Annotated in this window: 18 protein-coding genes and 2 tRNA genes; 14 read left to right on the forward strand and 6 right to left on the reverse strand. The window is 40.4% G+C overall.

The window, feature by feature from the left end; genetic code table 11:
- Positions 1-282: 282 nt before the first annotated feature.
- The 3 genes from O9324_RS26155 to O9324_RS26165 form a co-directional block, all read right to left on the reverse strand.
- Positions 283-369 (reverse strand) — tRNA-Ser (locus O9324_RS26155).
- 252 nt (positions 370-621) lie between these two features.
- Positions 622-1719 (reverse strand): glycosyltransferase family 4 protein, encoded by a 1098-nt coding sequence (locus tag O9324_RS26160; protein ID WP_288141742.1) that lies wholly within the window; start codon positions 1717-1719, stop codon positions 622-624.
- Positions 1719-3548, reverse strand: a complete 1830-nt coding sequence (locus O9324_RS26165) for a tetratricopeptide repeat protein (RefSeq protein WP_288141743.1) — start codon at positions 3546-3548, stop codon at positions 1719-1721. The genes O9324_RS26160 and O9324_RS26165 overlap by 1 nt, the downstream gene beginning before the upstream one ends.
- 405 nt (positions 3549-3953) lie before the next feature.
- On the opposite strand from O9324_RS26165, the gene O9324_RS26170 reads away from it, so the two are divergent.
- Positions 3954-5231 carry a M16 family metallopeptidase gene (locus O9324_RS26170; protein WP_287627625.1) on the forward strand — a complete coding sequence of 426 codons (1278 nt, stop codon included), beginning with the start codon at positions 3954-3956 and terminating at the stop codon, positions 5229-5231.
- 3 nt (positions 5232-5234) lie between these two features.
- On the forward strand, positions 5235-6494 hold the full coding sequence (locus O9324_RS26175) for a M16 family metallopeptidase (RefSeq protein ID WP_288141744.1): 1260 nt from the start codon (positions 5235-5237) through the stop codon (positions 6492-6494).
- A gap of 301 nt (positions 6495-6795) precedes the next feature.
- Here the strand turns inward: O9324_RS26175 and O9324_RS26180 are convergent.
- A tRNA-Asn gene (locus tag O9324_RS26180) sits at positions 6796-6867 on the reverse strand.
- 147 nt (positions 6868-7014) lie between these two features.
- Here O9324_RS26180 and O9324_RS26185 point away from each other — a divergent pair.
- The 12 genes from O9324_RS26185 to O9324_RS26240 all read left to right on the forward strand — a co-directional run bounded on the left by O9324_RS26185 (position 7015) and on the right by O9324_RS26240 (position 11769).
- Positions 7015-7488 carry a hypothetical protein gene (locus O9324_RS26185; RefSeq protein ID WP_288141745.1) on the forward strand — a complete coding sequence of 158 codons (474 nt, stop codon included), beginning with the start codon at positions 7015-7017 and terminating at the stop codon, positions 7486-7488.
- A gap of 349 nt (positions 7489-7837) precedes the next feature.
- Entirely contained in the window at positions 7838-8197 is a 360-nt protein-coding gene (locus O9324_RS26190; protein WP_061431110.1) for a hypothetical protein, read from the forward strand.
- Positions 8198-8447: 250 nt separating this feature from the next.
- Positions 8448-8681, forward strand: coding sequence for a hypothetical protein (locus O9324_RS26195; RefSeq protein WP_004159876.1), 234 nt, complete (start codon positions 8448-8450; stop codon positions 8679-8681).
- Positions 8678-9019: a type II toxin-antitoxin system PemK/MazF family toxin gene (locus O9324_RS26200; protein WP_004159877.1), complete on the forward strand. Its 342-nt coding sequence runs from the start codon at positions 8678-8680 to the stop codon at positions 9017-9019. Before O9324_RS26195 ends, O9324_RS26200 begins: the two co-directional genes overlap by 4 nt.
- 313 nt (positions 9020-9332) lie before the next feature.
- Positions 9333-9551, forward strand: coding sequence for a hypothetical protein (locus O9324_RS26205; RefSeq protein ID WP_004159878.1), 219 nt, complete (start codon positions 9333-9335; stop codon positions 9549-9551).
- Positions 9544-9828: a type II toxin-antitoxin system RelE/ParE family toxin gene (locus O9324_RS26210; RefSeq protein WP_004159881.1), complete on the forward strand. Its 285-nt coding sequence runs from the start codon at positions 9544-9546 to the stop codon at positions 9826-9828. The genes O9324_RS26205 and O9324_RS26210 overlap by 8 nt, the downstream gene beginning before the upstream one ends.
- A 117-nt stretch (positions 9829-9945) precedes the next feature.
- On the forward strand, positions 9946-10218 hold the full coding sequence (locus O9324_RS26215) for a BrnT family toxin (RefSeq protein ID WP_002777949.1): 273 nt from the start codon (positions 9946-9948) through the stop codon (positions 10216-10218).
- A complete protein-coding gene (locus tag O9324_RS26220; RefSeq protein ID WP_288141746.1) occupies positions 10184-10396 on the forward strand; it encodes a hypothetical protein in 213 nt (70 codons plus the stop codon). Before O9324_RS26215 ends, O9324_RS26220 begins: the two co-directional genes overlap by 35 nt.
- Before the next feature lie 175 nt (positions 10397-10571).
- The gene (locus tag O9324_RS26225; protein ID WP_002736965.1) at positions 10572-10820 is read left to right on the forward strand and encodes a DUF4160 domain-containing protein; all 249 of its coding nucleotides are present in this window, start codon (positions 10572-10574) and stop codon (positions 10818-10820) included.
- 4 nt (positions 10821-10824) lie between these two features.
- Positions 10825-11070 (forward strand): DUF2442 domain-containing protein, encoded by a 246-nt coding sequence (locus O9324_RS26230; RefSeq protein WP_287627628.1) that lies wholly within the window; start codon positions 10825-10827, stop codon positions 11068-11070.
- A gap of 203 nt (positions 11071-11273) precedes the next feature.
- A complete protein-coding gene (locus O9324_RS26235) occupies positions 11274-11528 on the forward strand; it encodes a hypothetical protein (RefSeq protein WP_287627629.1) in 255 nt (84 codons plus the stop codon).
- Between the two features lie 34 nt (positions 11529-11562).
- On the forward strand, positions 11563-11769 hold the full coding sequence (locus tag O9324_RS26240) for a Txe/YoeB family addiction module toxin (protein WP_287627631.1): 207 nt from the start codon (positions 11563-11565) through the stop codon (positions 11767-11769).
- Positions 11770-11955: 186 nt separating this feature from the next.
- On the opposite strand, the gene O9324_RS26245 is transcribed toward O9324_RS26240, so the two are convergent.
- Positions 11956-12270: a HigA family addiction module antitoxin gene (locus O9324_RS26245; protein ID WP_004159892.1), complete on the reverse strand. Its 315-nt coding sequence runs from the start codon at positions 12268-12270 to the stop codon at positions 11956-11958.
- Positions 12271-12280: 10 nt separating this feature from the next.
- On the reverse strand, positions 12281-12562 hold the full coding sequence (locus O9324_RS26250) for a type II toxin-antitoxin system RelE/ParE family toxin (protein WP_002795678.1): 282 nt from the start codon (positions 12560-12562) through the stop codon (positions 12281-12283).
- Positions 12563-13393 lie beyond the last annotated feature (831 nt).

A 13393-nucleotide genomic window follows, 5' to 3' on the forward strand; every position in this document is an offset into this window, starting at 1 on the left:
GGGGGTCAATTACCTAATTTTCAGGGAAAAAGTAGCTGAATTTCCCCCTGATCACTCCCATATCTGGTACTTTTGGATTTCAAAAAAGGCTAAAAGTCTTATCCAGCAAGGTTTTTAGATTTATTCAGCAGACCCTAATTAAATTAAAAATGGATTTTGCCTTTAATCCCCCCTTGATCCCCCCTTGATAAGGTAGGGTTGATTCATGAATCAACCCTACCCTTGATAACGGGGATATCTGATAATTTTTAACGCCTACCTACTCATAAGGTGCTTTGGGTACGGAGAGAGAGGGATTCGAACCCTCGTTAAAGTTACCCCTAAACAGCATTTCCAGTGCTGCGCCTTCAACCGCTCGGCCATCTCTCCAATTGAGGTCACGATCATCAATCCTACAGTAAATGCTGCCGATCTGTCAAATTATTTTTCTTTTTCCGACGATGACCGATCAGGTTATACTTCATCTGGACGGGAAACCCTGTCAGTTAATGGACCTGCGCTTTGATAATGTACCTTTTGGGCGAACGCAGTTCGCCCCTACATTGTGGACAAAATCCGTTACTGTAGGGGCGCAAAGCTTGCGCCCTCCGATCGATTGGGATATTATTCCCACGCAAGTCCCTAAGCACATCCTAGATATTGATTTAAGATTGCTGCCGTAGCTAGACCAGTTTTTTGCCAACTAAACTCATCGGCCCGTTTTTTGCCTAGATAACTTAATTTTGAGTGTAATTGTCGATCTTGAGCGATAATTTTTAGGGCATCGGCTAGGGCCTCGACTCGATAGGGATCGATTAAAATTGCCGCTGTTGCCGTGACTTCGGGCAAAGATGACAAATTTGAGGTGATGACCGGTGTACCGCAGGCCATAGCCTCTAAAACGGGCAATCCGAAGCCTTCCCAGAGACTGGGGAAGACTAAAGCAGTGGCTTGACTGATCACCTTGGGCAGCTCATCGTAGGGGATATAATCGAGGAATTTAATGCGATCGCTGACTGCCAATTCTCGCGCTTGTTGTTGTAAATTGGGGGTATAACGGCGATCAAAGCTGCCGGCAATCCAAAGATGATAATCTGTTAAATCTGGGGGCAGTTGGGCAAAAGCGGCGATTAAACGCGGTAAATTTTTATAGGGATTGGGACGACCGAGATAGAGAAAATAGGGATGCTCTGGCTTATTATCTTCAATAGGGCGAAAGTGATGATGATCGTAGGCTAGGGGAATAGAAGTAATTTTATCGGCGGGAATTTGATAATATTCAGTGATATCTTTGGCCGTTGCCTGAGAGTTACAGATGATATGTTTTGCCTGTTGTAATACCTGCGGCACATAATAACGGAAATAGTGAGTTAAGGGGGAAGTAAGACTGGGAAACCGCAGGGGAATTAAATCGTGGACCATGACGACAAAGCGACAATGAGAATTTATCGGTGCTTCTGGGAGGGGAGAAAAGAGTAAATTGGCGTTTAATTGTCGGTAAATTGACGGTAACTGCCACTGAGTCCAGAGTAAGCGTTTTAAATGACCTTTCGCTCCTCGATCGGGGCCGAGACCCTTGGGGATAGAATAACAGTTAAAGTCGGGATAACTATTAGCTGTTAGTAGGGTTGGTTCTAAATTTTTCAGGTAGGGTAAGAGGTTAAGAATGTAGGTACTGATTCCCGTGGGTTGGGGAAAAAGTACCGAGAGATTAATTAATAACTTATGCTGTGTATTCACTAATTACCCTGTTGATATTTGCTGAGAATTTCTGAGATATATTGGTAGCCTTCCAGTCCAATAGATTTAATCAGGGAGGAACGTTCCAGACTGAAAGTCTGCTCAAAAGCTGCGATATTTTTGCCGCGAATAACCGTTAATAGACTAGCAGCTTGTCGCCATTCTACTGCACCGATTTCGTGTAGCCAATACATTCCTAGAGAACCCATATAAATTGCCTGTTCAAAATTCTTGTCTTGATAGTAAGCTTCGCCTAAATAAGTTAGTAATAAACCTTGCAGATATACATCCCCGTAGTATTTGGCCGATTCCAATCCTTGTAGGAGAATATTAATCGCATCTTGGGTTCTTTCGAGGACAAGATATGCTAAACCTAAACTGCTACAACAAAGGGATTTACTCTGCCAATCTTGGAGACTTTCTGCTAACTTTAATCCCTGTTTTAAATACTCGATCGAACTTTGATAAATTTCGGGATCGTATCTCTCTAACTGTTGCGCTTCCTGTACCTGACTATAACCCAAATTAGCTAAAGCGTTAGCCTGTCCTAAACTATTACCCTGTTGACGACTTAAAATTAAAGCTCTCTGACTTAAATTAATCGCTTCTGCATAGTTTTTTTGGATAGCATTGAGACGAGATAAATGGTTTAAATTAGCTATTTCACAAGCAGAGTCCTGCTGTTGACGAGCAATTTCTAAAGCTTGTTGATGACATTCTATGGCCTGTCGATAGTCGCCGCGAATGCGATTAGAATAGGCAATTAAAGTTAAAATTCTCGCCTTTTCTCCCGTACCTTCCACATAACGCAGAGGAATTGATAAATAATCTAAGGCATCCTTGAGATAACTGCCAGAAAAGGAGGCAAAAATTCCTCCGTATAAAGGAAAATAATCCCGTTGAGCAAAGGTTCTCAGAATTTGTAAAGCCATCTGAAAACAGCCGCGACTATAGAGGGAATTTTTACTAACTTGCTCGAAACTATTGGTTAACAGCGACCAAATTAAAGCAAAGGTGAGAAAGGTAGAAATTGATAATTTTGCTCCCAGTTTTTCGCTATAGATACGCTGATCAAAAAAGTTAATTAGTCCCCTTTGGATATATTGAAAAACAATGGCAGTTTCTACCCAATCGGCTAAAGTTAAATCCTGAGTGAGAGAATCAAAAGCTTGTTGATTAGCTAAACTTTCTAATACTCGTTTTAACCAGGAGGGATTAACTTTACTTGCCCAAATTTGCCAGGGAGTCACTCGCTCATTATCATTAGTAAAACCAAGATTGCGATTTTGTTCGTAGAGCCAACTGGTGAGATCATTCGATAAATTTGACCAAGTATTTAACCCCAGATTAATCCCCGTGGCAATTTGCCATAAATCCGCTTCTCCCCGCTGCTGAGAAACTGTCTGTAAATGCTTGGCTAACTGTTGTAATTGTTCTAGGGTTAAAGCATTATTTTGATTGGGATCGATTAAATTTACTAACGTCAGTAAACGATCCTCTCGATCGATTTTAATCAGATTATCGATCGCCGCTGCAGTGAGATAATTTTGCTGATTGGTTTTTTGATATTTTTCCCATTCACTTTCGATCGTTTCCAAGGCCCGCAAAACCCTAGTCGCTTTAATTTTTGTTTCTAACTGTGAGCGAGTAACGATGATTTGTTCGGTTAAACAACGCTCAAAAATTTCTCCTGTGCCATTTTTTACTCCCTCGGCCAAAAGGTTATAAACCTGTGATTTAGCCCTAATTTTTCCTGCCAAAGTTAGATTGACAATGCGCTCAATTAGTGCATTATAAGTTGCGTTGAAGTTATCTCTATTTTCTGTCATAGGAGGTTTTTCAGTTATCAGTAAACAGTAAACAGTAATCAGTGAACCGAAAACTCATACTAAATCCTGTTTAAAAAGTATAGGAGAGTGGGGTGTGGGGAGAAACAATTCATAACTTGAGAGTCAATCACACTATTAAAAACGGATTTGGTATCACACTAAATCCGGTTATTAAAAACTGATTATTTATTCTCCCTTTTGCATGGGGGCCTTTTGCCTGTCTTGATATGTAGCCTATACTCAACGGATTTGGTATCACATCTGATAACTGATCACTGATCACCGATAAGGCTGATATTTGGGAGAATTGTCTAGAAATCATGACAAAAGTTTTTTAATGGTTGAGCAGGCAAGAGATAAGATAACATATGTATAGAATTTAACAAAAAATCTGGTTAACGGACATTGATCAAGTCGATAGCACAGTGTCAAACAAGTTCTTTTCCCGCTCAGGTATGGCAATTAGATCACGGCTTAACCGTAATTCATCAGTATTTACCCGTGACTCCTGTGGTGGTAGTAGATGTGTGGGTGAAAGCAGGTGCGATCGCTGAACCCGACCCATGGTTAGGTATGGCCCATTTTCTCGAACACATGATCTTTAAGGGGACAAAAAAACTTCCCCCCGGACTCTTCGACTATTTAATCGAAAATTGTGGCGGAATGACTAACGCGGCCACCAGTCACGATTATGCACACTTCTATCTCACCACCAGTGTGGATCAAATTGAACATACCCTACCCCATCTGGCCGAAATTCTCCTCCATGCTGAGATTGACGATGAAGAATTCTATCGGGAAAAAGATGTAGTTTTAGAAGAATTACGGGCCTGTTATGATGATCCCGATTGGATTGCCTACCAAACCCTCTGCGGAAGTATCTATCAAAACCATCCCTACGGACGCTCTATTTTAGGCGATCAACCCCGTTTAGAGCAATTAACCCCCAATCAAATGCGCTGTTTCCATCGCACCTATTATCAACCAGAAAATATGTGTGTGGCGATTATCGGGGGAATTGAACCCCAACCAGCTTTAGAAATTATCCGGCAATCTTTTCGGGAATTTCCCGTCCCCTCAGAATCTCCTGCGAATCTAGTGGCTGCCGAACCCCCCCTGATCGAAATTCGTCGCTCCCAAGTATATTTACCCCACCTAGAACATTCTCGTCTCTTGATGGGATGGATTGGACCAGGATGCGATCGCCTAGAAGATGCCTTTGGATTAGACTTGCTTTCGGTAATTCTTGCTGGGGGACGCTGTTCGCGGTTAGTGCGACAGCTGCGGGAAGAAGCGCAAATCGTCCTCGATATTAACAGTAATTTTTCCCTGCAACGAGATTCCAGTCTCTTTACCATAGGCGCTTGGCTATCTAGCTCACAAATCGGGACAATTGAAGCTATTATCTGTGAACATCTCCAACATCTGCACGATCATCCCGTCACCCCCGCAGAATTACACCGCACTCAACAGTTATTAGCTAACGATTATATTTTCTCCACAGAAACCCCAGGCCAATTAGCCGGACTTTATGGATATTATCAAACCCTGAGAGCTGCCGACCTAGCAACGATCTATCCCCGGGTTATCCAAAGTTTGCAACCATCAGATCTACAGCGTCTGGCTCGTCAGTATCTCTCCCCAGAGCGATATGCTATTACAATAATGCAACCCTGTGAATAAACGATGTCCGCTTCTCCCATTCACCGCTTAACCTTAGAAAATGGCATCACTCTTTTAGTGGTGGAAAATACGGCCGTGGAGTTGGTTGCAGGGAGGATTTTTCTCAAAAATGCGGGTACTCGTTGGGAAAAAACCGAAAAGGCAGGTTTATTTCGTCTTTTAGCTGTGCTGCTCACCAAAGGTACAGAAAAGTTATCTTCCCTAGAAATTGCTGATCGCGTTGAGTCCACAGGGGCCGGTTTAAGCGCCGACACGGGGACCGATTATTTTGTGGTTAGTTTAAAGACCGTTACCAAGGATTTTCTAGATATATTGCGTCTAGCGGCGGAAATTATTCGTTTTCCCAGTTTTCCACCCCCAGAAATCGAATTAGAGAAAAATCTCACCTGTCAAAGCATTCGCTCTCAATTGGAACAGCCTTTTAATGTAGCTTTTAATCAATTACGCGCCGCTATGTACCCGGATCATCCCTATGGTATGTCTTTATTGGGTACGGAGGCAACGGTTTCGCAATTGCAACGGGATGACCTTCTCGCCTATCATAGTCGCTTTTTCCGTCCCGATAACTTGGTAATTAGTCTTTCTGGCCGTATTACCCTAGAGCAAGCAGTAAAAGCAGTGGCGGAAATTTTTGGCAGTTGGTCAATTCCCGATCTTCCTTTATCTAGTTTACCTCCAGCCGCTTTTGATTTTCAGCCCACCTGTTTAACTACCGTCCAAGCTAGTCAACAGGCGATCGTTATGTTAGGATACCCTGGCTCTTCTGTACAAGAGGATGATTATGCCGTTTTAAAATTATTGAGTACCTATCTGGGGAATGGGTTATCTAGTCGTTTATTCGTGGAATTGCGAGAAAAACGGGGATTAGCCTACGATGTTTCTGCTTTTTATCCCACCCGTCTCGATTCTTCCCAATTTGTCATTTATATGGGAACTGCACCCCAAAACATAGCGATCGCCGTGACGGGATTGCGTCAGGAAGCAGAAAGGTTATATAAAGTAACTTTGAGTGAGGAGGAGTTACAGTCAGCTAAAAATAAGTTATTGGGTCAATATGCTCTCGGTAAACAAACTAACGCCGAAATCGCTCAATTATACGGTTGGTATGAAAGCCTAGGTTTGGGGATTGAATTTGATCGCACTTTCCTCGATTCTATTAATCAGATTACTCCCGAACAAGCGCGATCGGTAGCCAGTAAATATTTTCAAAATCCCTACATTTCTCTAGTCGGTCCAGAAAATGCGATCGCTGAAATTCTCTAAGTAGTCGCACAGAAAACGGGTTTCTCGGAGAAACCCGTTTTCTACTCATGCAAAAGGCAAAATGGAGAATAAATAATCAGTTTTTAATAACTGGATTTAGTATCAGGAGATAAGATATAGGAGATAGGTGTTGGGGTTTTAGGGTTTTGGGGTTTTAGTTGAAATTCCCCATTTCCCCATTTCCCCAACCCCCGCTCCCATCTCATAGACAGTCTCAACGAGTAATTTAGATAGTCAACAGCTTAGTTAAAAACATCAAAAAGCGGCAATAAAAACTATTGCCGCTGCTATTTTTGATTAACTCCCCGGGTGGGATTCGAACCTACGACCAATCGGTTAACAGCCGACCGCTCTACCACTGAGCTACCGAGGAAAGCTACTCACAATTAATAATTATAATCATAAGTCCCTCAATAATGCAAGTGTTTTCTGGATTTTTTCTCAAAAAAATTTCCGGTGCCAGTAGCGGTGGGCGGAGAATCCACTATTGTGGAGATAAGGACACCATTAAGTCTAGTCTATGCTTGCCCATCACCGCCGTCCCGTTTCCTTCTGTCTGCTCTCGACAGATCTACCCATCCTCTCCACTTTAGACACTGCCGCTACCCTCTACCAAAAGGATCGCCACCGGTTTCATCTTCTCCTCAATCAACCCCCGGTGGCTCTCGCAGAAATAGAGACACTTAAACCCAAAAATAATCAAAATAAATTAATTTGGCTAGAAATTTCGGCCAATCGGGTAATTATGACCATGCAGGGCCAGGGAAAATTCGCCTATCGTCATTTTTGGGAGCAAGGGGTTTTTGGTGTTAGTCGCTACTGGTTAAATGCCGAAAGTCCTCAACCGAGTTACGCTTTTCGCCTCCGCAACTATACCCGTAGTCTCCAATTAGAGGGGAATAATTTCCCCGAATATTTGCGTCTAGAGTACGAATTATGGTCAGATAACCTGATTTTAGGTCATTATGTCCTTCATTTGCAAGTACACCAATAAATAGTGCTGGCTGAATAGAGCTAAGTAGCTGGTTATAATTAAATTAAAAATGGATTTTAGGTTTGATCCCCCCTGCCCCCCTTGATAAGGGGGGTGCCGATAGGCGGGGGGATCTGAAAGTTTTTAATACCTATCTACTTAAAAACCTTGTGGGATAAAATTTTTAGACTTTTTGGCCATCAAAAAGTGCCAGCCACGAAAGCGATCGAGTGGCAAAATTTAGGCACTTTTTCCCCGAAAATTAGTTAATTGTGGGGTGGATTCAAGAAATTAGTCCTACACTAAACTAAGAGCCGTATAAATAGACCATTAGACAGAAATCGATAAATACACTATTGTCGTATCAATTATGAAATCATTTCTCATCACAGTAGCTGGCATTGTCCTTAGTTTTGTTGCATCTTTATATGGTACTACTTGGCTTGCTATCTTTTCGACTGTGATTGCTTTGATAGGTGCATACGCCCAATATAAGGATGCTTCACCATATGAGTTTGTTTTCAATGACAGATCATGGGAAGAGGGAGAAGGAAATTTCAATCTGGTGATTCATAGGAAGAAGCATAAAAAGGTCAATCCAACAGTTACAGTCTATGAGCTTCGAGATCAAAGCTACGAGTTAATTATATGTGACATCAAGGTAGATAAAAACGACGCAATTATTATATGTTCGGTTATTCGTTCCAATGGCAAAGTAGTTATAATATAAATGATGTTATAATCGTACATACTCCAGTTGGCCGTAGGGTGCGTTCCCTAATGCAAGTCCTGCTACAAAGCGATCGCTTTTGGGGAACGCACCATGCACATTGATTGCAGCTGTGAAGTGCGATGCCGAAGAACGTAGTGCGATCGCTGACCTGGTAGAAACCCAACATTACTTTTTCCCAGATTGCCACCCAATATCTGAGTTATAATCAATAATATCCACTCTACACCTTAATCAAATAATTTAACTTATGTCTGCTACAATTCGTGAAGAACTTCACCAACAGATTGACCGATTACCTGATGACATTGTTGAAAAAATTGCCAACTTTACCCGATTAATTTCCCCTGAGCTAAACAACATTTCAGAATATACTAATTGGCAAGATGAAGACTGGCAAAAATTTTCATTAGAGCAATTTTTCAAAGAAGGAGATGAAATTGAATATTTCCTAGAAGATGCTCAAGAAATTTATCAACCATGAAACCAGGTGATATTGTTCTAATTCGTTTTCCTCAAGCAGACTTGAAATCAGGAAAACTTCGTCCAGCCTTAATTATTGCTATTTCACCAAGTCGCCATCGTGATTTATTACTTGCTTTAATTTCTTCTCGTCTCCATCAAGCTACTCTAGGATTTGACGAAATTATTAATACCTCAGATTCTGACTATATTACTACTGGACTTAAAGTGGCTTCTTTAATTCGGCTAGGACGATTAACAAGTGTCGAATCATCTGTAATCAATGCACGTTTAGGAAATATATCACCAGAAAGACTAATAAGGATTAAAAATCTTTTAATCAATTGGCTAAGAAAATAAAATTAGTGCTGTAGGGTGCGTTCCCTAATGCAAGTCCTGCTACAAAGCGCTCGCTTTTGGGGAACGCACCATGCACATTGATTGCAGCTGTCAGTGGGATGCCGAAGAACGTAGTGCGATCGCTGTTATCTTCTTGATTAAACTCTGAAATTGTCATTGCTTGGGATAGGAACGCCAAGGGCGATCGCTTTTTGGGAATGAAGAGGGGTGATCTCTGTGAGTTGGAAAGTTGTCATCGATTCGCGATCGCAGATGTCATTATTGCCCAAGCAGAGTAAAATAAAAGTCTGTATTGAAAAAGGGGAAAGTAACAATGCCGCCAACAATGCAATTTAGTCAAATCTTAGAAATGATTGACTATCTCTCTTTTGATGAACAAGATGACTTGATCAATATTGTTAAACATCGGCAAATCGAAAAAAGACGAGAACAAATTGCTCAAAGTATTTCTCAAGCTCGACAAGACTATCAAAATGGTAATGTTTTTCGAGGAGATGTTGATTCCATTATTGCCGAACTAAACAATGATTAACTTGGTTTTTAGCCAATCATTTAAACGCGCTTTCAAAACAGGGATTAAACGACAACCTGACTTAAAATCAAAAATAGAAGCCAAATTGAGACTACTCGCTGACGATCCCCATAATCCAATATTACGCACCCATAAACTAAAGGGGAAATTGTCAGGTGCTTGGGCTTTTTCTGTTGAATATGATTGTCGAATCATTTTCAATTTTGAATCAAACCCTGAAACCCAAGAAGAAGAGATCAACCTAATTGATATTGGAACTCACGATGAGGTTTATTGAATATGATTTTTTATTATGTTAGCAAGGTTTCGGAGTTGGCGATCGCTTTTTGATGATGGGAAAGAGCGATTATGTATAATCCAAAATATTATGAACTAGATACAAAATCTCGATAAAATGGAGATAGAATGGGACAATAATAAAGCTGCTGCCAACTTGCTCAAGCATAAAATTGATTTTGAAGATGCAAAAAACATTTTTCTAGATCCCAACTGTTTGGAAAGAGAAGATAAACGTGATTATAATGAAACTAGAATTCAAGTAATCGGTATAGTTAATCAAGTAGTTTTATTGGTCGTCTATACCAAAAGAAACGGCAGATACCGCATTATTTCAGCAAGGAGAGCCAATAAAAATGAACGACGACAATATTACCAGAGTCAGACTTGATCCCGAAAATGTTAGTCATGGTAAGACAGATTGGGAAAAAGTTGCAGCAATGACTGAGGAAGAAATTGACAAAGGAGCCGAAGCAGATTCGGACTGTCTCCCCCTATCTCAACAAGAATTAAATGAGTTTCGCCGTACATCAATCACAGATGCCGATCTTGTAGTGCGATCGCTGTGATCTTGTTGATTAAACTTTAAAACTGCCATTGCTTGGGATAGCAACGCCAAGGGCGATCGCTTTTTGGGGATGAGGAGTGCGATTGCTGATCTTGTCGTTTAGGTCGAGGTAACAAAACCCAACAAGCTTTGTTATAATATTTTTGTCATAAAGCAAGACTTATAAAAATAGATTTATGCCAGAAATTACTCGATTTTATGGAATTATCATTAAAATCTTTTTTGCCGATCATCCACCTCCCCATTTTCATGCGATTTATGGAGAATATAACGCCCTATTTAATCTGGAAACCTTAGAAATTATTGAAGGAGACTTACCTAATAGAGCCACAAAAATGGTTGTAGAATGGGCAACAATCTATCAATCAGAATTATTGAAAATGTGGAACACTCAAGAATTTAATAAATTACCACCTTTGAAATAAAACAATGCTTTACCCCAAAATAACATCAGCCGAAATCATTGAAAATTATACTCTATTGGTGCATTTTTCTAATCATCAAGCTAGAAAATATGACTGTGAAAATCTACTAGAAAAAACGATGTTTTCTTCCCTTAAAAACTATGCTTTCTTTAAAAACTTTCAACTTGATCCATCAGGTAGCGGAATCGTTTGGAATGATGAAGTTGATATAAGCGAGTATGAAATTTGGATCAATGGAATTGAACTATGATTGTCGATCTTGTAGTGCGATCGCCGTTATCTTCTTGATTAAACTTTAAAATTGCCATTGCTTGGGATAGGAACGCCAAGGGCGATCGCTTTGGGAAGGATCAATTTTTGGGGAATGGCGATCGCTTTTCTTGTCATCAGTTCTAACTCATGCTGATTTTGATATAATAGCGATAATTGTTTGACATCTTAAGAGAAAAAATCATGATTAGAGCGATTAAACAGAAAGGAATTGTTGGCAGAGAAGGAAAAATAGAGCTTTATTCTGCGGAACTAGAAGAAGGAACGGATGTGGATATCATTATTTTAGTATCTGATTCTGAACCCGATACAACCGAATATCTTCTTTCAACAGAAGCCAATCAGCGTCAATTATCGGAAGCTATTGACAGAATAGAAAATAAAGAAAACTTAGTGACAATTACTACAAAAGAATGGCGTGAAAAATATAGTATTTGATCCGAAAGCTTTTAAATAATTCAATGAATGGGCGATAGAAGACAAAAAACTCTATAAAAGAATCGTTGATTTAATTGATGATATATTGCGCCATCCCTTCTCTGGGATCGGTAAACCCGAACCCTTAAAATATCAACTCAAGGGTTATTGGTCAAGACGCATTAATGATGAACATCGCTTAGTTTATAAAATTACAGAAACAGAAATTATTATTATCAGTTGTAAATTTCATTATGACTAGGCTCAAGGTAATCGCCGTTATTTTGTTGATTAAACTTTGAAATTGTGATTGCTTGGGATAGGAACGCCAAGAGCGATCGCTTTTTGGGCAGCAGCAGGAGCGAGTGCCGATTTTGTAGAGTTCGTCCCATGTACCTTTTACCCTTTTGAAAGTGTTTTAATCTCTGGGACTTAATCTAATTAAAAATCAGGCAATTTGTTCGGAAATACGGGGCTGAATTTGCTGAATAATCTCCTCACGGTTAGATAAAGTCTTCAGATCATAAATTACTTGAAGATTGAGCCAGGAAGCGGCATCCCCCCCAAAATAGCAGGCTAATCTTGCTGCCGTATCAGCCGAAATAGAACGACGTTCTTTAACAATTTCATGAATACGAGATGCAGGAACCTTCAAGGCTAAAGCTAAAGCATTCACGCTCATATTTAGAGGAATCAAAAAATCTTCCCGCAGAATTTCTCCTGGGTGAACGGGTCGCATTTGATTAATAGGACGGTTATTCATAATTAATTATTTATGAGTGATAATCAACAATTTCAACATCAGTAGGTCCATTATTTGTCCAGATAAAACATAATCGAAACTGAGAATTAATCCGAATACTATATTGTTCTTTTCTATCGCCTTTTAAAGCTTCAAGTTGATTGCCTGGTGGAGAGCGCAGAAACTCTAAGGTTTGAGCCGCATCTAATTGAGTCAACTTCCGAATAGCAGTATCTTTGAAACCACGAAAACGAGGCGGATCTCCTCCTTCAAAAAGTAATCGCGTATGCTTGCATCGGAAAGATTGAATCATATTCAAATGCTATTCCGTTTTGCGTAATATGTCAAGCAAGAACATCAACTGATACTAAATCCGTTGAGTATAGGTAACATATTAGGATAGGCAAAAGGCAAGAGGCAAAAGGGGGGCTCTCCCAGCTTTGGTGGATAAAATGTATTCTAAGATACATTTCTCCTAGCGAGGGGGTGGAACGAACCACAAAGACACAAAGGACACAAAGATCGATCGATCCTATGTAAGTTAAACTTATCACACAGAACCTAGAAGAGCCAAAGGGGGAATAAATAATCAGTCTTTAATAACCGGATTTATTGTCAGTATATCCCTAACACCCTTAAAACCCCACACCCAGGAAAAGCTTTTTGCCGCAAACCCTACTTAGGGCTGTGTATAGAGAAGTTGCGAATTGTTAACCTTAGCTTTGCTAGGAAAACAAAACATGGTATTGTGACCCAAGGCCGTAAAAAACGGCCAGCTTTTCAGTCTTTTTAAACATCAGGTCGCTACATTCTACAGCTATTTTCGCTCAAAAAAACCGATTTTCTAGGCATTTCTATGACTTATAGCAGTTTTCATCAGAATGAGGCATGGGCAAGGGGCTTAAACCCTTTGTTGGCAAAACTTGTCGATACCTCAGTAACGTGAAAAGTGCTATATCTTGTTGAAAATCCTTCTACAACCTTTTATTCCTATGAGGAGCGTGCTTGACATCCTCGCCGCCCTAAAAGTGCGGCGATTCCTAAACCTCACGATTTAAGTTTCTGCTTCCACCACCGTCGCATACCACAGTTAAAAAACCATGTACTGTCTTACACAGAGTCCACAGACTTTCGCCCCATTTCA

It is taken from the genome of Microcystis sp. LE19-84.1B (assembly GCF_027531875.1).
Lineage (GTDB): Bacteria > Cyanobacteriota > Cyanobacteriia > Cyanobacteriales > Microcystaceae > Microcystis > Microcystis panniformis.